This is a genomic window from Rhizobium sp. 25PS6, assembly GCF_032464655.1.
GTDB lineage: Bacteria > Pseudomonadota > Alphaproteobacteria > Rhizobiales > Rhizobiaceae > Rhizobium > Rhizobium laguerreae.
Window position 1 is genome coordinate 181,324 of the sequence record NZ_JAWDIV010000007.1, and the last position, 20,255, is coordinate 201,578.

At 62.3% G+C, this 20,255-nt stretch carries 16 protein-coding genes; 10 read left to right on the top strand and 6 right to left on the bottom strand.

Going from position 1 to position 20,255, the window contains the following annotated elements; genetic code table 11:
• Positions 1-26: 26 nt before the first annotated feature.
• The 4 genes from RWK44_RS12550 to RWK44_RS12565 form a co-directional block, all read right to left on the bottom strand.
• Positions 27-1,649: an ABC transporter substrate-binding protein gene (locus RWK44_RS12550; RefSeq protein ID WP_316028857.1), complete on the bottom strand. Its 1,623-nt coding sequence runs from the start codon at positions 1,647-1,649 to the stop codon at positions 27-29.
• A gap of 141 nt (positions 1,650-1,790) precedes the next feature.
• Positions 1,791-3,188 carry an LLM class flavin-dependent oxidoreductase gene (locus RWK44_RS12555; RefSeq protein ID WP_131665836.1) on the bottom strand — a complete coding sequence of 466 codons (1,398 nt, stop codon included), beginning with the start codon at positions 3,186-3,188 and terminating at the stop codon, positions 1,791-1,793.
• 16 nt (positions 3,189-3,204) lie between these two features.
• Positions 3,205-4,266 carry an ABC transporter permease gene (locus RWK44_RS12560; protein WP_316028858.1) on the bottom strand — a complete coding sequence of 354 codons (1,062 nt, stop codon included), beginning with the start codon at positions 4,264-4,266 and terminating at the stop codon, positions 3,205-3,207.
• Complete coding sequence (locus RWK44_RS12565) at positions 4,263-5,747, bottom strand: sugar ABC transporter ATP-binding protein (RefSeq protein WP_316028859.1); 1,485 nt, start codon at positions 5,745-5,747, stop codon at positions 4,263-4,265. Before RWK44_RS12565 ends, RWK44_RS12560 begins: the two co-directional genes overlap by 4 nt.
• Positions 5,748-5,982: 235 nt before the next feature.
• On the opposite strand from RWK44_RS12565, the gene RWK44_RS12570 reads away from it, so the two are divergent.
• Together RWK44_RS12570 and RWK44_RS12575 are read left to right on the top strand one after the other, a co-directional pair.
• Positions 5,983-7,029 carry a substrate-binding domain-containing protein gene (locus RWK44_RS12570; protein WP_316028860.1) on the top strand — a complete coding sequence of 349 codons (1,047 nt, stop codon included), beginning with the start codon at positions 5,983-5,985 and terminating at the stop codon, positions 7,027-7,029.
• Positions 7,030-7,107: 78 nt separating this feature from the next.
• Positions 7,108-8,316, top strand: a complete 1,209-nt coding sequence (locus RWK44_RS12575) for an acyl-CoA dehydrogenase family protein (protein WP_168283000.1) — start codon at positions 7,108-7,110, stop codon at positions 8,314-8,316.
• A 79-nt stretch (positions 8,317-8,395) separates the two neighbouring features.
• Here RWK44_RS12575 and RWK44_RS12580 read toward each other — a convergent pair whose 3' ends face one another.
• Positions 8,396-9,613, bottom strand: a complete 1,218-nt coding sequence (locus RWK44_RS12580; RefSeq protein WP_316028861.1) for an SfnB family sulfur acquisition oxidoreductase — start codon at positions 9,611-9,613, stop codon at positions 8,396-8,398.
• A gap of 321 nt (positions 9,614-9,934) precedes the next feature.
• Here RWK44_RS12580 and RWK44_RS12585 point away from each other — a divergent pair, with 321 nt between their 5' ends.
• Complete coding sequence (locus tag RWK44_RS12585) at positions 9,935-11,269, top strand: LLM class flavin-dependent oxidoreductase (protein WP_316028862.1); 1,335 nt, start codon at positions 9,935-9,937, stop codon at positions 11,267-11,269.
• Between the two features lie 66 nt (positions 11,270-11,335).
• On the opposite strand, the gene RWK44_RS12590 is transcribed toward RWK44_RS12585, so the two are convergent.
• Positions 11,336-12,430, bottom strand: a complete 1,095-nt coding sequence (locus RWK44_RS12590) for a substrate-binding domain-containing protein (protein ID WP_316028863.1) — start codon at positions 12,428-12,430, stop codon at positions 11,336-11,338.
• A gap of 216 nt (positions 12,431-12,646) precedes the next feature.
• Between RWK44_RS12590 and RWK44_RS12595 the strand changes: the two genes are divergently transcribed.
• The 7 genes from RWK44_RS12595 to RWK44_RS12625 all read left to right on the top strand — a co-directional run bounded on the left by RWK44_RS12595 (position 12,647) and on the right by RWK44_RS12625 (position 20,222).
• Complete coding sequence (locus tag RWK44_RS12595) at positions 12,647-13,681, top strand: Gfo/Idh/MocA family protein (protein WP_316028864.1); 1,035 nt, start codon at positions 12,647-12,649, stop codon at positions 13,679-13,681.
• A gap of 11 nt (positions 13,682-13,692) precedes the next feature.
• Positions 13,693-14,595: a sugar phosphate isomerase/epimerase family protein gene (locus RWK44_RS12600; protein ID WP_221946728.1), complete on the top strand. Its 903-nt coding sequence runs from the start codon at positions 13,693-13,695 to the stop codon at positions 14,593-14,595.
• Between the two features lie 62 nt (positions 14,596-14,657).
• Complete coding sequence (locus RWK44_RS12605) at positions 14,658-15,890, top strand: ABC transporter substrate-binding protein (RefSeq protein ID WP_221946729.1); 1,233 nt, start codon at positions 14,658-14,660, stop codon at positions 15,888-15,890.
• A 261-nt stretch (positions 15,891-16,151) separates the two neighbouring features.
• Entirely contained in the window at positions 16,152-17,054 is a 903-nt protein-coding gene (locus tag RWK44_RS12610) for a carbohydrate ABC transporter permease (protein ID WP_003552007.1), read from the top strand.
• The gene (locus RWK44_RS12615) at positions 17,051-17,878 is read left to right on the top strand and encodes a carbohydrate ABC transporter permease (protein WP_131665825.1); all 828 of its coding nucleotides are present in this window, start codon (positions 17,051-17,053) and stop codon (positions 17,876-17,878) included. Before RWK44_RS12610 ends, RWK44_RS12615 begins: the two co-directional genes overlap by 4 nt.
• The gene (locus RWK44_RS12620) at positions 17,875-18,945 is read left to right on the top strand and encodes an ABC transporter ATP-binding protein (RefSeq protein ID WP_222000232.1); all 1,071 of its coding nucleotides are present in this window, start codon (positions 17,875-17,877) and stop codon (positions 18,943-18,945) included. Before RWK44_RS12615 ends, RWK44_RS12620 begins: the two co-directional genes overlap by 4 nt.
• A gap of 254 nt (positions 18,946-19,199) precedes the next feature.
• Positions 19,200-20,222 (top strand): LacI family DNA-binding transcriptional regulator, encoded by a 1,023-nt coding sequence (locus RWK44_RS12625; protein ID WP_222000233.1) that lies wholly within the window; start codon positions 19,200-19,202, stop codon positions 20,220-20,222.
• The last annotated feature ends 33 nt before the right edge of the window (positions 20,223-20,255 follow it).

The window sequence follows — 20,255 nt, forward strand, 5'->3', positions numbered from 1 at the left end:
CTGGAAGAGAATTGCCGCCGATCCTATCACGATTGCAACGCGGTATCGCCCCAGTTCGAAACGGCCCAGCGCGGGTTGTTCGAGACGTTGAGCACGGTGTCGCGCGCAACGGTGATGAAGCCCCATTCCGCAACGTTGATCAGCGGGAGGTCGGCGACGACCAACTGCTGGAACTTGCGGTAGAGATCGGTGCGCGCCGCCGTGTCGACAGTCTCCGAAGCCTGCTTGATGATCTTGTCGAGCTCCGGATTGACGTAGCCGCCCTGGTTGGAGAAGGGCACGCCGGCTGGCGTGCCGGACTGGACGAGAATGGTGGTGGAGATCGCCGGATCACCGCGGAAGACCGGCGGACCGACGGCGAGGTCGAAGTCGTGGTCGGTATAGACCGCTTTCTGGTGCGCGGCCGCATCGGCATTGACGATCTCCGCATTGATGCCGATCACCGCGAGCGCCTGGCGAAGGTAATCGCCGAACTGCCGGGTCTCGTTGAAATAGGGCGCGGGGCGAAGCTTCAGCGTAAAGCGGTTGCCGTCTGGCCCTTGTTTGTATCCTGCCTTGTCGAGAATGTCGTTGGCGGCCGCAGGGTCGAACGCATAGGTCGCGACATCGGGTGTATAGAACTCCGGCGCATTCTTCGGCACCGGGCCGGTCGAGGCGGCGGCATAACCGAGGAAGATCGTGTCGACCACGAATTTCTTGTCGATCGCCTGGGCGATCGCCTGCCGCACCCTGAGGTCGGCCAGTTCCTTGCGGCGATGATTGATCTCGACGACGAGCTGGTAGGTCAGGGCCTCATAGCCCTTCGAGATCACCTTGATGCCGGCGACCTTCGAAATACGGTCGAGATCGGCGAGCGGCACCGCGGAGAAGGCGGCAAGCTGGATTTCCTCTGCTTCGAGTGCTGCACCCGCCGACTCGCGATCGGGCAGCACCCGGAAGATGATCTCGTCGAGTTTCGGCTGTTCCTTGTCCCAGTAATTCTCGTTGCGCGTCAGCCGGTAATATTCGCCGGGCTTGTGTTCGGCGAACTTGAACGGACCGGTGCCGATCAGTGTATTGTTAGCCGGGTTGGTGGCGATATCGGTACCGTCGAAAATATGTTTGGCAACGACGCTGGTCACGACAGGCAGGGCGTTGCGGATGAGCTGGAACGGCGTCGGCTTGGAGAAGCGGAAGATGGCGGTGTAATCGTCAGGCGTATCGACGGCTTCGAGATTGGCGAAAACCAGGCGGCCCAGATTCTGCAGCGGCTTCCAGATGTTGAGCGCGGAGAAGGCGACATCGACCGAGGTGAACGGCTTACCATCGTGCCAGGTGACGCCGTCGCGCAGCTTGAAGGTGACGGAGAGGCCGTCATCCGAGCCCTCCCAGGAGGTGGCGAGGCGCGGTGAAAGCCCGTCCTTGCCGTCGAACGACGCTTCGGCGAGCGGCTCGATCACCTTGCTTGCGACGAAGAAGACGCCGTTCGAAGCGACGATGGCAGGATTGAGGTTCTTCGGCTCGGAATCGGCCGCAACGATCAGCCGGCCGCCGCCGCCCGGGGTGGTCTGCGCGGTCTGCGCAAGCGCCTGCCGGGCGAGCGCCGTCGAGGCAAGCAGCAGAACAGTGCCCTTCACCAGCGTGCGCCGCGAGATAGATGATACGGTCATGACCCCCTCCTGATCTGTGAACAATTCGCCGGACTATATTCGAAGCGAAAAGATCATTGCGACAGATATTAAATTCGAATGCCCCGGCCGGGCGAGATATTTTTCCAACCTGCGCGCATTCGCCCGAGCAATCACTGCCGGTCAGCCGCCGGCGGCAAGCCTGACCGGTTCTCCCGCCAGGTTACGGTAGGCAGCACCCGGATGCGGGGCAACGAGACGCGGTCCCGCACGCCCAAGCTTTTCCCGCAGCGTTCCCTTGACATAGTCGGTCTTGTAGACGCCCCGCTTCTGCAGTTCCGGCACCAGCAGATCGACGGCATCCTCGAAGCTTTCGGGCGTCACGGCATAGGCGAGGTTGAAGCCGTCGACATCGGTATCCTCGATCCACTCCTGCATCAGATCGGCGACCGTCTGCGGCGAGCCGACGAAAACAGGGCCGAAACCGCCGACGCCGACCCAGTCGGCCATTTCGCGCACCGTCCATTCCTTGGTAGGATCGATGGTGGTGAAGGTCTCGACAGCCGATTGCACCGCATTAGTATGGCGGTGCCGCAGCACCTCGTCCGGTCCGAACTGGCCGAAATCGATGCCGGTCCAGCCGGAGATCAGCGTCAGCGCCCCTTCGAAGGAGGCGTATTTGCGGTATTCGTTGAACTTCCGCTGCGCCTCCGCATCCGTTTCGCCAAGAACCACAGTCTGCAGATTGAAGGCAAGGATTTCGCGCGGGTTGCGGCCGAAGCGTTCGGCCGCCTCGCGGACATTGGCGACGTAACGCTTCAGCACCGGCTTCGACGGGGATGCGACGAAAATGCATTCGGCATGGGCGCCGGCGAAGTCCTTGCCGCGGCTGGAGGCGCCGGCCTGGTAGAGCACCGGCGTGCGCTGCGGCGAGGGTTCGCTCAAGTGAATGCCGGGCACGTTGAAATGCTTGCCGGAATGGCGGATCGGGTGGACTTTGTCAGGATGGGTGAAGATACCGCTTTCCCGGTCGCGGACGATGGCGCCGTCCTCCCAGCTTCCCTCCCAGAGCTTGTAGCAGACCTCGAGATATTCCTCGGCGAGGTCGTAGCGATCGTCATGCTTGGTCTGTGCGGGCTGGCCGATATTGAGCGCGCCGCTATTGAGATAGGAGGTGACGATATTCCAGCCGACGCGCCCCTTGGTCAGGTGATCGAGAGTCGAGATTCGGCGGGCGAAAGTGTAGGGATGCTCGAAAGAGAGCGATGCCGTCAGCCCGAAGCCGAGATGCTCGGTCTCGTAGGCCATGGTGGGGATGAGCTGCAGCGGGTCGTTGACCGGCACCTGCGCCGAATGGCGAAGTGCAGCATCGACATTGCCGTTCAACACATCGTAGACGCCGAGCACGTCGGCGATGAACAGCCCGTCGAACCTGCCGCGTTCCAGCGTCTTTGCCAGATGCACCCAATAGTCGAGATCCTTGTAGGTCCAGGACTTGTCACGCGGATGGCGCCAGAGCCCTGGCGACTGGTGTCCGACGCAATTCATATCGAAGGCGTTCAGCCTGATTTCGCGGGTCATGTTCTCTTCCTTGGAATTAGGGATTGCTACGGCCGAGGCCGTAGGTCAGCGCCAACGCGCCGACGAGCACGGCGCCCTTGACGAAATCCTGGGTGTAGTAAGGGGCGTTCAGCATGGTGAGGCCGTTCAGCAGCACGCCGACGAAGACGGCGCCGGCAATGGTGCCAAGCACGTTTGGGCGGCGCAGGTTGAAGACGGCAAAGCCGATCAACGCGGCAGCGACCGAATCCATCAGCAGCGAGCCGCCGGACGAGATATCACCACGCCCGACGCGGGCGGCGATGACAATGCCACCGAGCGATGCCAGCGTGCCCGATAGCACATAGGCGAGCGTCTTCAGCCGCACCGTCGAGGCGCCGGCAAGACGGGTCGCGACCTCGTTGCCGCCGGTCGCAAACAGCAATCGGCCGATGCGGGTGCGTTCAGTGAGAATGAAGAGTGCGATGGCGACCACCGCCATCAGCACCACCGAAACGGGCAGGGTGCCGAAGATGCTATAGCGGCCGATCAGCAAAAAGGCGGGGTCGTAAGCGCCGGTCGCCTTCGACCCGTCGGGCAGGGTGAGGCCGGCCGAAATCGATCGGCCGGCGGTCGGGATCAGCTGCAGGCCGGAAAGCAGGAACATCATCGCCAGCGTCGCCAAAAGATCCGGCACCTTCAGGCGCACGATGAGGAAGGCGTTGACGAGGCCGACCAGAGCGCCAAAGGCGAGCACCAGCGGTACCGTCGCATAGGCATCAAGATGCCAGACGATCATCGCATAGCTGGCCGCCATCACGCTGGATGCGGCGACTGCGCCGATCGACAGGTCGAAACCGCCGACCGCCAGCGTGACGGTGACTCCGGCGCCGAGAATGGCGACGACGGACACCGCCTGCAGGATGCTCATCAGATTGGCGATATTGATGAAGGCGGGCTCGGCGACGGTGAAACCGACGACGAGCAGCGCAAGCAGGATGAACACCGCGCCCGCCCGGAGGAACGCCCCGAGTGCTGCAAGACGACCGCTATCGGCTTGCGGCGACGCCTTTGGCCGGGCACTTGCCTGTGGAAGAGTGTCGTCGTCGATCGTCGTCATGCGGATATTCCCTGAATGGCGGAGGCAAGAGCGGCCCCCTCTGCCGCGGGCCTCAACACGTGGCGGTCGATGACGAGGATGCGATCTGCCACCTCATAGGCTTCCTCCGGGTCGGAGGTCGCAATCAGCGTCGCCCGATCCCTGCGGGCGCGGATTGCCCGGATGATGTCATGACGGGCGCCGACGTCGACACCCTGGAAAGGTTCGTCGAGCAGCAGCAGCCGGCTCGGTTCCGCCTCCCAGCGGGCGATCACCGCCTTCTGCTGGTTGCCGCCGGAGAGCGACCAGACCGAGGCGAGCGGGCCCGGGGCCTTGATACCGAGACGAGTGATCGCCTGTTCGGCCTCGCGTCGTTCACGGCCGCCGACAAGGAAACCGCGCGGATACCATTTGCCAAGATGCGGCAGGCTGATCGTCGCCGACAGCGAATGGCCGGGCCATGCCGGCGGCATCAGCGAAGAACGATGACGGTCTTCGGCCGCCATCGCCACACCTGCGGCGATCGCCTCGGCCGGACCTTTCGGCCGGTAGGGCCGACCGCCGAGGAACATCGCACCGCCGGCAAGCGCCGCCACCCCGAAGATCGCCGACAGCAGCCGGCTCTTGCCGGCGCCGAGCACACCGGTCACCGCCACCACCTCGCCCTCATGCAATGACAGATCGAAGGATGCGGCCTCAGAGAGCAAGCGGGCATTGCGCATCTCGAAAATCGCCGGACCAATCGCAGGCCGCGCATCCGGCCGGGCCGCATCTAGTCTGCGGCCGATCATCGTCTCGATGGCGCTCGAAAAATCGATCGGCCGCGAGAAGGTGCCGACGACGCGGCCGCCGCGCATGACGAGCGCGCGGTCGGCGATGGCTTCGAGATCGGCGGTGCGGTGCGAGATATAGAGGATCGCCAGGCCCCGCTTGCGAAGCTTCAGCAGAATATCGAAGAGGCGGCGGCTTTCCTCTCCGGAAAGGCTCGCCGTCGGCTCATCGAGGATGAGGAGGTCGGCACGGTTGGCAAGCGCCCGGGCGATCGCCACCAGCTGCCGATCGGCGCTGGCGAGGTCCCCGAAATCACGGTCCAGCGGCAGGCTAAAGCCGGCGGCATCGAGCATGGACTGCGCGGCACGGCGGATGCCGGCGCGCGAGACGAAGAAAGGTGTGCTGCGGTCGGCGAGGCGATTGAGCAGCAGCGCGTCGGCAACGGTCAGACCGGCCGCGCCGACGAGATCCGTCGACTGATGCACCGTGACGACACCGGCCCTTGCCGCTTCGGCCGGGCTACGCGGCGCAAAGTCGCGGCCATCGAGTCTGACCATGCCGCCATCGGCCGGAAGCACGCCGGAAAGGATCTTGACCAGCGTCGATTTGCCCGCGCCGTTTGCGCCCATCAGCGCCACGATCTCGCCGCGTTCCATAGAAAAATCAGCGCCGGCAAGCGCCCTCGTCGACCCGAAACTGCGGGTGATATTGTCAATGTGAAGAAGCGGCATCGATAAAGGTCCGGGACTGCAATCGAAGCCGGAGTGTGCCCTGTCTGGGCGGTCGAACTCCAGGCACGGCTTTTCCCGGCGAACCGCCCTCGGGAAACAAAGAATCTCCCACAGCCCATAAAATCGGATCATTTAATCTACTAAAAACATAGATATTATATCTAATAATCCGATGCGTCGCGAGGGCTGCCAGACCTGTCAGACGACGCTCCCGATTGCTAAAAGGAACGCGACGATGAAATCCCTCGCACGGCTCGCACTGTCTGCCGCCGTCATTCCGTTCATTTTCATTCAAGGCGCAAAAGCCGACGGTCTGTCCGGCGCTCCCGCCCCTTTCGACAAGGGCGGCGTTAAAGTAGCACTGATCAGCTACATCTCGGCCGGTGACTTCTTCCAGGCCTATCAGGCGGGGGCTGAAGCCCAGGCCAAGGCGCTGGCTATCGACCTGCGCATCTTCCCCGGCCGGCAGGATGCCGCCGAGCAGCGCGAGCAAATCCTGCAGGCGATCAATCTCGGCGTCTCCGGCATCGTCATCGACCACGGTCTGCCGGAATCGCTCGGCGACGTCGTGCAGCAGGCGCTCGACAAGGGCATCAAGGTCGTGGCCTTCGACGTCAACCTCAACAACCCCAAGATTCCGCAGGTGGAGCAGAGCGATCACGAACTCGCGTCACTGGCGCTCGAGCAGGTGGTGAAGGACAACGGCAACAGCTTCAGCGCCGGTTATGTCTATGTCGCGGGCTTTGCGCCGCTCGACCGCCGCAACGAAGTCTGGGACAAGTTTAAGTCGGACAATAAAGGTGTGGTCGAAAAGGCCCGTTTCGGCAATGTCAGCGACACGACGGCGACTTCGACCGCCGATCAGGCGAAGGCCGTGCTGACCGCCAATCCCGATATGTCAGTCGTCTTCGCCCCCTATGACGAGTTCGCCCGCGGCGTGAAGCTCGCCGCCAACGATCTCGGCATAGCAAGCAAGCTCAAGATCTATTCGGCCGACGTCTCGACGGCCGATATCCAGGAAATCACCGAGGAAGGCAGCCCTTGGGTCGCGACCGTCGCGACCAATCCTGCCGTCGTCGGCGCCGTCTCCATTCGCGCCGCAGCACTCGAAATTGCCGGGCAGACGGTTCCCCACCAAATCACCGTGAAGCCGACGCTTCTGACGCAAGAAAGCCTGCGCGCAGCCGGCGTCAAGACGATCGAGGAGCTGGCCGAAAGGATCCCGGCCTTCAGCACGAGCGATGCGGCGACCGCCAGCTGGATCCCGGACAAGCTGTTCTGAGAACTCGCACTTCGATCCTTCCGGCGGAAGCGTGCGGCTCCCGCCGGATCATCTTTTTGGAGAATTGGAGTTCCGCCCATGAGCCAATCCAATGTCATCTTCGCGGCCAGCCGAAATCCGACGCGCGAAGACCTCTTTGCCCGTGCCGAGGAGATCTCTGCCGACCTGTCGCGGCGCGCCGCAGACCTCGACCGCGAAGGCCGTCCGCCGCTCGCCGAGATCGTCAAATTGAAGAATGCCGGGCTGCTCAATGCGCTGCATCCCACGCAAATCGGTGGCGGTGGCCTCGATTGGGTCGACGGGCTGAGGCTGGTGCGCATTCTCGCCCGTGGCGAGAGCTCGATCGGCCAGCTGCTCGGCTACCACTACGTCAACAGCCAGTACATCTATTGGGCGCTTGATGCGGCGCGCGCTCATGCGCTGGGCAGCGATACGGTCGCCAGGAACCTCTATTGGGGGGCGTCCGTCAATCCGCGCGATCCCGGGCTGGTGCTCACCCGTCGCGGCAACGGCTATGTGCTGAACGGACGCAAGTCCTTCTCCACGGCGGCTCGGGTCTCCGACTATATCAATGCCAACGCGACGCTCGACGACAAGATCGCCAGCTTCGCCGTGCCGACCAATCGTCAAGGTTACGTCGCCAACGACGACTGGGACAATATCGGCCAGCGCCTGTCGGACAGCGGCAGCGTCGAGTTTCGCGACTTCCCCGTCTACGAGGAGGATTTCGTCGGCGCGCCGGCTGCACCCGACGCAGCACCTCCGGTGCTGTCGACTTTCAATACGCCGTTCATCCAGCTGGTCTTCGTCAATTTCTATCTCGGCACAGCGGAAGGCGCGCTCAAGGCGGCGGTCGATTACGTCCGCAACACGACCCGGCCGTGGATCACCTCCGGTGTCGAGCGGGCTGCCGATGATCCCTATATCCTCGAACGCGTCGGCGAATTCACCGCCGCGCTGAAGGCTTCGGCGGCCCTTGCCGACAGTGCGGCAGCCGCCGTGCAGGCGGGCCTTGCCCGCGGCCGCGACGTCACCGCGCGTGAGCGCGGCGAGGCGGCGGCGGAAGCCTATGCCGCCAAGGTCCACGCCACCCATGTCTCGCTCGACATCACCTCGCGCGTCTTCGAGCTGACGGGCGCGCGCTCGACGGCCGACAAATACCGTTTCGACCGGTTCTGGCGCAATGTCCGCACTCACACGCTGCACGATCCTGTCTTCTACAAGGCGAAGGAAGTCGGTGAATTCGTGCTGAACGACAAGATACCGGAGGTCAGCCTCTATAGCTGAGGCGGCCATCTTTCATCAAACGCAAAATCTCCACTGCCGGCACCGGCAGTGGAGTTTTCGGTTGGAAGACGGGGAGATTTCAGAGCGCGCCGTTCTTCGGCGGCGTTACGCCGTTCAAATGGTAGTTGCCGACGACGTGATATTTCCAACGCACGGGATCGTGCAGCGTATGGGTGCGGGCATTGCGCCAGTGGCGGTCGAGGTTGAGGCCTGTTTGTACCGACGAGGTTCCGGCAAGCTCAAAAAGCGTATTCGAGGCCTCGAGCGCCACTTCGGTCGTCAGCACCTTCGCCGCAGCGACTGCCAGCGTGGCCGCGATCACCTTTTCCTCCGTCGTCTCGACCTGCGCGGCATCGACCTTGTGCCCGGCGCGCTCCACGAGAGCCGTTGCGGCTTCCAGCCGGATGGCGATCTGGCCGACCTTGGCGATCGTCAGCGGATCGTCTGAGGCACGCTCAAGGCCGCTATCCATCCAGGGGCGCGATTTCGTCCTGACGAACTCCAGCGTTTCGGCAAAGGCCGCCCGTGCGATACCGAGATCGACGCCGGCATGGATGATCTGCCCAACGGAGCCGATCGTCGTCGGCCGCTCGAAGCCCTTGTGATGGAAGACCACGGAATCGGCGCTGACATAAACATTGTCGAGGATCGTCGTGCCGCTGCCGGTGGTGCGCTGGCCGAAGCCGTCCCAGTCGTCGACGATCTCGACACCTTCGGTGCCCTTCGGCACGAAGGCCATGGTCAGCCGATCCTCCGGATCGAGCGCGAAGATGGTGATCCAGTCGGCGAAGAGGACGCCGGTCGAATAGAATTTGCGGCCGTTGATCCGGTAACCCGGACCGTCGCGGGTGATGCGCGTATTGTAGTGGCCGACCGTCTTGGTGCCGCGCTCGGATAGCGCATTGCCGAAACGGTCGCCGGCGAGCACCCGGCCGAAGAAATAACGCTGCTGCTCCTCGCCGCCATCGGTTCTAAGCGCCTCGAGAATATAGAAGTGGTTCTGCGGGATCTGGCCGATCGAGCCGTCCGCCTCCGACAGGATCGCGGTGATCTCGGCAAGCACGGCGTTGGAGACGTCGAGGCCGCCATATTGCGCCGGCACGGTGATCGCCAGAAGGCCGGACTGGGCGAGAAGATCGAGTTCGCTAAAAGGCAGGATCCTGTCGGCATCGCGCTCGGCGGCGCGTGCGTCAAACTGCGCCGCCAATCTGCGGGCGGTGGCGATCGCCTCCTCCTCGCTGCCGATACGGTCGGCCACGGGCCGGATCTGGTCTGCTTGCCTCAGCACGGTGTTCATCGATGTCTCCATTCCTGACGGCCCTATCGGTGAAAGAAATCGCGCGCCGAGATAAGAGTACAAATTCTATAGATGTGATAGAAAATGAAAAGTGTTTGCTTATCGGCTTCTGGCTGCCGCGATTAGTGGCTCAGTCGGGCGGTTCTGCGAAAACGTGGCCGGAAAAGCGCCGAAATCGCTACCGGAAATTAGCGGAGCCGGCCTCGATTTGAATTAGGCGAGTTCTTACGTAACCGATATCCGATGCGTCGCTGCAGCGGCTTCAGACAGAACGCCCAATGCGGGGCAGGCGGCCGCCTTGCCCGATCCATGAGGAAAGTCATGACCCCACGGCAGTTGCGCCTCGGCGCCTTCATGCGTCCCGTTAGCCTGCATACCGGTGCCTGGCGCTATCCCGGTTCTTATCCTGACGCCAATTTCAATTTCGCCCATCTGAAGTCCTTCGCGCAGGCGCTGGAGCGGGCGAAATTCGACGCCTTCTTCATGGCCGATCACCTTGCCGTGCTCAACATGCCGGTCGAGGCACTCAGGCGCAGCCACACCGTGACCTCCTTCGAGCCCTTCACGCTGCTGTCGGCACTGGCGGCGGTGACGGAGCGTATCGGCCTCGTCGCGACCGCGTCCACCACATTCGACGAGCCCTATCACATCGCCCGTCGTTTCGCCTCGCTCGACCATATCAGCGGCGGCCGCGCCGGCTGGAACATCGTCACGACGTCCAACCCCGACGCCGCCCTCAATTTCGGCCTCGACGAACATGTGGAGCATGGCGAGCGCTATCATCGCGCCCGGGAATTCTACGACGTGGTAACCGGGCTCTGGGATAGTTTCGCAGACGATGCCTTCATCCGCGATCGGGAAAGCGGCCTGTTCTTCGATCCGGAAAAAATGCATGTGCTCGGCCACAAGGGCGAGGAGCTCAGCGTGCGCGGACCGCTCAATATCGCCCGGCCGCCGCAGGGCTGGCCAGTCATCGTCCAGGCCGGCCAGTCGGACCCTGGCCGCCAGCTTGCTGCGGAGACCGCCGAAGTGGTCTTCTGTTCGCCGCGCGATCTGGCCGCGGGCAGGGCGCTTTATGCCGATATCAAGGGTCGCATGGAAGCGATCGGCCGCAACCGCGACCACCTGAAGATCCTGCCTGCCGCCTTCGTCATCGTCGGCGACAGCATCGACGAGGCCCGCGCCAAACGCGCCACCCTCGATAGCCTGGTGCATTACGACAGCGCCATCGCCTCGCTTTCGATTGCGCTCGGCCATGACGCTTCCGGCTTCGCTCCCGACGCACCGCTGCCGGCCGATATTCCCGATACCAATGCCAGCAAGACCGGCAGGGCACAGGTGCTGAAGCTTGCGGCGGAAGAAAATCTGACGGTGCGTCAATTGGCGCAACGTTATGGCGGTTATGCCGGCCTTGCCTTCGTCGGTACGCCGGCAAGCATTGCCGACGAGATGGAGCGCTGGCTTGACGAGGAGGGTTCGGACGGTTTCAACGTCGTCTTTCCCTATCTGCCGCAGGGTCTCCTCGACGTCACCGAACGGCTGGTTCCCGAGCTGCAGCGCCGCGGCCTGTTCCGCAGCGAATACGAGGGCACGACGCTGCGCGAACATCTCGGATTGCCGCGGCCGGAGAACCGGTTCTTTCCTGCTGGCACGTGAGGCACCGCTACCGGCCGCTCGACCCTTCGTGCGGCGGAAACGCAATCGTATCGAGGAGGAATCCCATCAGAATTCGACGGTCCTGTTGTCGAAGCTCAACCGAGCAGGCTCAAACTCCTTTTCGCCCGTCTTGGGATCGAACGCATCGCTTTCGCCCGGCATCAGTTCGAGGGGCCAGATGATGTTGCCCCCATCGCCTGGATAGAACTCCCGATAGACCGGCATGTTGGCGAGAAGCATCCGGCCGAGCGCGACGCCGAGATCGTAGAGCGAGATGCGGAAGCAGCTCAGCGACGGCTGCAGGAACCGTGCGCGCGGAGCGTCTCGGAAGCCGATCACCGCAAGGTCGCGGCCGGGCATGACGCCCGATTCCATCAGGCGGCGGTAAAGGCCGATCGCCATCAACTCGTAGATCAGGATCACCGCCGTCGGCCGCTCTTCGAGCAGCAGCAGCTCATGGGCCGCCTGATAGCCGCCCTCTTCGCTCGACCTGACGCGGATGACGAGTGACGGGTCGAAGGCAATGTCGTGCCGTTCAAGCGCCCGGCGATAGCCGTCGATAAAGAGATAGCCGAGGTTGGCCTCGCTCGACGGCGCTGTGATCGCGATCCGGCGGTGGCCCAGCGCGATCAGCCGCTCGACGGCATGGTCGGCCACGCCCTCGAAATCGAGATCGATCCAGGGGACATTGCTGGCCGAAAGGCTGCGGCCGAGCGCGACGAAGGGGATCTTCCCCCGCGATAGAAAGTCGATGCGTCGGTCGACGCGCTGCGTGTCCGAGATGATCATCGCATCGACGATGCGCCGCGCCACCATCCGCTTCAGATATTCGTGCGGGTCCTCGTCGCTCGGACAGGGCAACATGATGAGGTCTAGCTTGTGGCGGGAAAAGACGCTCTGCAGGCCGCTGGTGACGCCGAGGAAGAAGTTGTCGGCGTTCTCGACCGTCTCCTTGCTGGATTCGATCATCAACCCGATGACCTTCGTCTCCCCCTGCCTCAGGCTCCGCCCAGACTGGTTGGCGACATAGCCGAGTTCCTCGGCCGCCGCCAGCACCCGCCGGCGGGTTTCCTGATTGACATCGGGCTTGCCGTTCAGCGCGCGGGAGACCGTGCCGATCGAGATATTCAAGTGTTCGGCAAGCTGGCGAATCCCCTTCATCGCTGACGATTTTCCCCGGAGCATGATGCCGAAAAGTGGGCGCGGTTTTCGGACGACATCATGCTCCATTTCTTTAATTCAGATCCGTCCGGATCTGGGGCCCGTAATTTCGCATTTGGCGTCTATTGACACCGCAAAATGTTTTCGCCTACAGTCGTAAACGTTTACGGAGTGTGTGTCACGAGGAGAGTTGACACCGTTCCCCTGGAGGAAGTCGTGAAATTCGATGCCATTCTGTGCGGGTGCGGAGCTATGTCCAAAGGTTGGTTGCGCGCCATTGCTTCCAACCCTCTGCTGGCCGACTCCATCACCATCGTCGGCCTCGTCGACCTGAACCGGGAGACGGCGGAAAAGCTGGCCGCGGAGTTCGGCCTTGAAGGCGCCGTCATCGGTTCGGACTTGCCCGACGTCATCGCAGCCACAAAGGCCGACCTGGTCTTCGACATCGTCATTCCGGCCGCGCGCTATGACGTCGTCTCCACCGCACTCAAGGCCGGCTGCCATGTGCTCAGCGAAAAGCCGATGGCGGCCTCGCTTGCAGAGGGCGCCGCGCTGATCGATCTTGCCGCCGAGACCGGCCGCATCCACGCCGTCATCCAGAACCGCCGCTTCATATCAGGCGTCAGGCGCCTTCGCCGCTTCGTCGAAAGCGACGCGATCGGCGAACTCACCGGCATCCATTGCGACTTCTTCATCGCGCCGCATTTCGGCGGCTTCCGCGAAGAGATGGACAACGTCCTGCTTCTCGACATGGCGATTCACACTTTCGATGCGGCGCGCTACGTCGCCGACAGGAAGCCGCTCGCCGTCTATTGCGTCGAGCGCAATCCGAAGGGTTCGTGGTACCGGCACGGCGCGTCGGCCAATGCCATCTTCGAATTTTCCGACGACATCATCTTCACCTACCGCGGCTCCTGGTGCGCCGAAGGCGAGCGCACCAGCTGGGAAAGCCTATGGCGTCTCGTCGGCTCGAAGGGAACGCTCACCTGGGATGGCGAAGAGAATTTCAAGGCGACTGTTGCTGGCGAAGCGCCCGGCCTTCTACGCGGCTCTGCTGCCGTAAACGTTCCCGGTCCGGAACATGACGAAGAAACCCACGGCCACGCCAGCGTCATCGCCGACTTCATCGCGGCGATCAGCACTGGCAGACGGCCCGAGACGGTCAATTCCGACAATATCAGAAGCCTTGCCATGGTCTTCGGCGCAATCGAAAGCGCCAAAACGGGCAAGCGCGTCGAAATTTCAGCATAGGATGACGTGACGTGAGCAACCCTGCAAAATCCATTCGTATCGGCACCATGGTCAGCGGCAACAAGGGCGATGCCGCCACCCGCATCGGCGAGATCGCCGGCATGGGCTTCGAAAGCTTCGAACCCTTCTTCTGGCAGTCGACCAAGGGCCAGGACCTTGCCGAGCTCGGCAAGCGCTGCCTCGATGCGATCGGCGACCGCGACATCACCATCTCGACGCTCGGCATGTTCGGCAATCCGCTGGAAGAGACCGCGATCGACCTCGAGACGCTGCAGGGCTGGAAGAACTGCATCGACAATGCCCATCACTTCGGAGCCACCTGCGTTGCCGGCTTCACCGGCCGCATCCGCGGCAAGCCGCTGACAGATAGCCTGCCTCGCTACAAGCAGATCTGGAGCGAGCTTGCCAAGCGCGCCGCCGACAAGGGCGTCAAGATTGCCTTCGAGAATTGCGCCATGGACGGCAACTGGGCAAGCGGCGACTGGAACATCGCCCACAATCCCGATGCCTGGGAACTGATCTTCAACGAGACGCCTGACGATAATATCGGGCTGGAGTGGGAACCGTGCCATCAGATGGTCTATCTGATCGACCCTTTGCCGCAGATCCGCAAATGGGCGCACAAGTTCTTCCACGTCCACGGCAAGGATGCGACCATCCGCTGGGAGGTCATCAAGGAACACGGCATCTTCGGCAAGGAGAAGTTCGTCTTCATGCGCACGCCGGGCTTTGGCGACAGCAACTGGACCGACATCATTTCCGAGCTGCGCCTTGCCGGCTGGTCGGGCTCCATCGATATCGAAGGCTGGCACGACCCGGTCTATCGAGACGCGCTTGAAATGACCGGCCAGGTCTATGCGCTGAACCACCTCAAGCATGCCCGGGGCGGCGAATTCGTCGTCGATCCGGTCTGATGATATCGTGGCCGGCAAGGAGGAATTGCCGGAAACGGGGATAACCACAAAGGAGGAGAATCATGGCTATCCGCAAATATGCAATTCTGGGCGCTCTGGCGCTTGCAGGCATCTCGATCACCGGCCTTTCGGCCAGGGCCGAAGACGTCACGCTGACGCTCTGGTCGCTGGACAGGGACATCCAGCCAGCGCCGAACCTCGTCAAGGAGTTCAACGCCCAGAACAACGGCATCAAGATCGAATACCGCCTGATCCAGTTCGACGACGTCGTCACCGAGGCCATGCGCGCTTATGCAACCGGCCAGGCGCCCGACATCATCGCCGTCGACAATCCGGAGCATGCGCTGTTCTCGTCGCGCGGCGCTTTCCTCGATCTCACCGACATGATCTCCAAGTCGACGGTCATCAAGCCGGCAAACTATTTCCCCGGACCGCTGAAATCCGTGGAATGGGACGGCAAGTATTTTGGCGTGCCGAAGGCGACGAACACGATCGCGCTCTACTACAACAAGGACATGTTCAAGGCGAAGGGCCTCGATCCGAACAAGCCCCCGCAGACCTGGGACGAACTCGTCGAGGATGCGCGCAAGCTGACCGACCCCGCCAAGAACGTCTACGGTCTCGCTTTCTCGGCCAAGGCCAATGAGGAAGGCACCTTCCAGTTCCTTCCCTGGGCTCAGATGGGCGGCGGCAGCTATGAGAACATCAATGCCGACGGCGCGGTGAAGGCGCTCGAGGTCTGGAAGACGATCATGGACGAGAAGCTCGCTTCTCCGGATACGCTGACGCGCGGCCAGTGGGATTCGACCGGCACCTTCAACTCCGGCAATGCGGCAATGGCGATCTCGGGTCCCTGGGAACTCGACCGCATGAGCCAGGAAGCGAAGTTCGACTGGGGCGTCACATTGCTTCCGGTTCCGAAGGAAGGGGCTGAGCGCTCCTCGGCCATGGGCGACTTCAACTGGGCGATCTTCGCCACCAGCAAACATCCGGCCGAAGCCTTCAAGGCGCTCGAATATTTCGCCTCGCAAGACGACAAGATGTTCAAGAATTTCGGCCAGCTTCCGGCGCGCTCCGACATTTCGATCCCGGAAACCGGCCAGCCGCTGAAGGATGCCGCCCTCAAGGTCTTCCTTGAACAGCTGAAATACGCCAAGCCGCGCGGCCCGCATCCGCAATGGCCGAAGATCTCCAAGGCGATCCAGGACGCTATCCAGGCAGCACTGACCGGCCAGATGAGCCCGAAGGACGCGCTCGACCAGGCAGCCGACAAGATCAAGGCAGTATTAGGCTAGTTGGCGTCGAGCCAGCCTCTTGCTCCCCCTTCTCCCCAACGGGGAGGAGATGCCCAACGGGCAGATGAGGGGGGGGGTGAGGAGCAAAAGCGACGAACGCCCTGAGCGACAAGCGAAGGGCAGTATGTGCCGCCCCTCATCCGACCCTTCGGGCCACCTTCTCCCCGCTGGGGAGAAGGGATAACTCAACCATTTCCTCCCGGCAGGGGCCGTCTTCCGCATCATGCGCCAGGCGGCCCCGTTCGGAGTATCGGAGGACCCATGAAGAGGATCCTGATGAGCGTCAGGGACGGCCGCGGTTTCGATATCGTACTGGTCGCTTTCCCGCTCGGTTTTCTGTTCCTGATGGCAGGGCTGCCGCTGATCTACAATGTCGTGATGAGCTTCCAGGAGGTCGACATGTTCAGCCTCGGGACCTTCTCGCGTCCCTTCGTCGGCTTCAAGAATTATACCGACCTCTTCGCGCAGCCGGAGACGCTGCCGATCCTCTACAACACCGTCATCTTCGTCGTCGGCTCCATCGCCGGCCAGTTCCTGATCGGCTTCGGCCTGGCGCTGTTCTTCTGGGTCAATTTTCCCGGCGCCTCATGGATGCGCGGCCTGTTCCTGGTCTCCTGGGTGATGCCTGGCCTCGTCGTCGGCGCCATCTGGAACTGGATTCTGTCGGGCGATTTCGGCGTGTTGAATTTCATTCTGAAGGAAAGCGGCATCATCTCCGGCAACATCTTCTGGCGCTCGGACCCGCATTATTCGCTCTATGCCGTCATCATCGCCAATGTCTGGCTCGGCACCTCGTTCAACATGATCCTGCTTTCCGTCGGTCTTGCCGGCATTCCGGCCGACCTCTACGAAGCGGCCGAACTCGACGGCGCCAACGTCTGGCAGCGCTTCTGGACGATCACGCTGCCGATGATGCGCTCGACCATCGGCGCCATCATCGCGCTCGGCCTGATCTTCACCTTGCAGCAGTTCGATCTTTTCGCCGCGATTACATCGGGCGGGCCGAACAATTCGTCGAATGTCACGCAATACTGGGCCTGGGATCTCTCCTTCCGCCAATACGACTTCGCCAAGGGCGCGACGATCTCCGTCATCATGATCGTCTTCGTCATGTTCGCGTCCGTCGTCTATGTCCGGTCCACACGCCACGAGGTGCGCGGATGAATACGACGAACCGCGACCGGCTGATGCTCGCGATATCGATCGTCATGGCGGCGATCTATCTGTTCCCGCTCTACTGGATGTACATCACCGCGCTGAAAAGCGGCTCGGAGATGTTCGCGACGCCGCCGAGCTTCTGGCCGACCTCGCCGCAATGGGGCACCTATGCCGCGGTCTGGGAAAGCCGCAACATGGGCCGCTACCTCTGGAACTCACTGCTCATCGCTCTTGGTTCCGTGGCGCTGATCACCCTGCTCGGCGTCGGCTGCGCCTACGTGCTTGCCAGGTACCGCAACGTCTGGGTGGATATCGGCTTGTTCCTGATCCTGATGTTGCAGGTGCTGCCGGCCTCGCTGATGATCACGCCGATCTTCGTCGGCTTCTCGCAGATCGGCCTGCTTTCCACTCCGCGCCTTGCCGTCATCATCGCGGTCGCGGCAAAGAGCATGCCTTTCTTTGTCATCCTGGTGCGCGCCACCTTCATGAGCGTTCCCCAGGAACTGGAGGAGGCGGCACTCGTCGACGGCAATTCGCGCGTCGGTGCCTTCTTCAACATCGTGCTGCCGCTCGCTCGCAACGGTATCCTGGTCAGCGCCATCCTGATCTTCATGCAGGCCTTCGGCGAATTCGTCTATTCAAAGTCGATGATCCAGGCGGCCGAGCTTCAGCCGGCAAGCGTCGGCCTCAATTCCTTCATGGGGCCGAACACTAACGAGTGGAACAACATCATGGCCTACGCCACCATGTATGTGACGCCGATCCTTGCCATCTTCGTTCTCTTGCAGCGCCGCATCGTATCCGGCCTCACCTCTGGAGCCCTCAAATGACCACACAGATCGAGCTCAGAGGCGTCAACAAATATTACGGCGCCTTCCACGCCCTGAAGAATATCGACCTCTCGATCGCCAAGGGCACTTTCGTTGCCCTCGTCGGCCCGTCCGGCTGTGGCAAGTCCACGCTGCTGCGCTCGCTTGCCGGCCTCGAAAGCATTTCGTCGGGCGATCTCAGGATCGCCGGCGAACTGATGAACGGCGTGCCGCCGCGCAAGCGCGACGTCGCCATGGTGTTCCAGTCCTATGCGCTCTATCCGCATATGACCGTCGAGGAAAACCTGACCTACAGCCTGCGCATCCGCGGCATCGCCAAGGCCGAGGCCAAGAAGGCCGCCGAGGACGTGGCGGCGACGACAGGTCTTTCGCATCTCCTGAAGCGCTATCCGCGCGAGCTTTCCGGCGGTCAGCGCCAGCGCGTCGCCATGAGCCGCGCCATCATCCGCCACCCCAAGGCCTTCCTGTTCGACGAGCCGCTGTCCAATCTCGATGCTGCGCTGCGCGTCCACATGCGCAAGGAAATCCGGTCGCTGCACGACCGGCTGCACGCAACCTTCGTCTACGTCACGCACGATCAGGTCGAAGCGATGACGATGGCCGACCATGTGGTGGTGATGCGCGACGGCATCATCGAACAGCAGGGCGCGCCGCTGGACCTCTACGACCGGCCGGCGAACCGGTTCGTCGCCGGTTTCATCGGTTCGCCGGCGATGAATTTCATTCCCGCGGTCGCCGCGGAAGACGGCAAGAGCCTGATCCTGGATTTCGGCGCGGTGAAGCAGACGCTTGCGATATCACGCGCCATCGAACCCGGCCGTAAGCTCATCGCCGGCATCCGGCCAGAACATATCGGCGTCGTCGCGCCCGGGCATGGTAGCTTTGATGTGCCGATCGCCTTCGTCGAATCGACCGGCTCGTCGACCTTCATCGTCGCGGCCACCCAGCCGGAGCTGACGATCGTCGAGACGCGGCGCGACAGGGTCAAGGCAGGAGATATGATCGGGCTTTCGATCGATCCGACCCAGATCCATCTCTTCGACGCGTCGACGGATCACGTCATATAACGGCAGCAGCCTGTCGGCTTGGAATTGTCATAAAATCGAACCGGATGACGCTGTCGAGTCAGATCTCGAAAGCATCGCCGGCGATTGGCTGCGCGCCAAGCTCGACCCGACGATCGCCTGACGGCCTGTCCAGTCGAGCTCGATCGGATCGCAAGAAAAACAGATCCCACACGATCAACGCTGTTGACAACGGAGAGCAATCGATATTGTCTTGTAAAGCGCTTTACTAAACCGCTTTACAACAGGTCCGGTCAATGGCCAAGGGAACGACACCAAGCTTGAAGGATGTTGCGGCGGCTGCCGGCGTGTCGGTCACCACCGTGTCGCGTTTCGTCAACGGCAGCCTCGACCTTCCCTTTCAGACCAAGAAGCGCATCGAGGATGCGATCAAGACGCTGAACTACCGGCCGAACCCACATGCGCGCCGGTTAAGCAGGGGGCGTTCGGACACGATCGGCCTCGTCGTACCCGATATCGCCAATCCCTTCTTCGCGACACTCGTCGCCGCCGTCGAGCAAGCGGCCGATGAAAAGAAGCTCGCGGTCTCATTGCACGCGACGCTCAACCGGCCGGGGCGCGAGATCGAATATCTGCAGCTGATCGAGCGCAATCACGTCGACGGCCTGATCTTCGTCACCAACCACCCCGACGATGGCGCGCTTGCCGCACTCATCAACGGCAGCGGCAAGGTCATCATCGTCGATGAGGACATTCCCGATTCGAAGGCGCCGAAGCTGTTCTGCGACAATGAGCAGGGCGGTTATCTCGCCGGCCAGCATCTGGCCGAGCAAGGCCATCGCCATGTCCTCTTCATCGGCGGCGACGAACGCATGATCAGCGCCCGCAGGCGTTATGACGGCCTGTTGAAAGCGCTGAGGGAACGGCATGGCGACGAGGCCAGGGCCGATCGATATGCCGGCGAATATACGATCGAATACGGCCGGGCGGCGGCGCTCGACTATCTCTCCGGAGACCGAAAGGCGACGGCGATCTTTGCCAGCTCCGACGAGATCGCCATCGGGCTGGTCGAGGTCTTCAGAAGCCAAGGCGTCTCAATCCCTGCTGACATCTCGGTCATCGGCTTCGACGATGTCGGTCCGCTTCATCTCTTTGCGCCGCCGCTGACCGCCATCCGTCAGCCGGTGCGCCAGATCGGAAGACGGTCGCTGGAGCTGCTTCTGGAAACCAATTGGCACGAGTGGAAACCATCCGCTTCGGAAGAACTCCTGCCTGTCGAAATCGTGGTGCGGAACTCCGTTGCGCCGCCTGCGAAATAATAATCAGCAACGTCAAAAAACCAAAAGAGGATG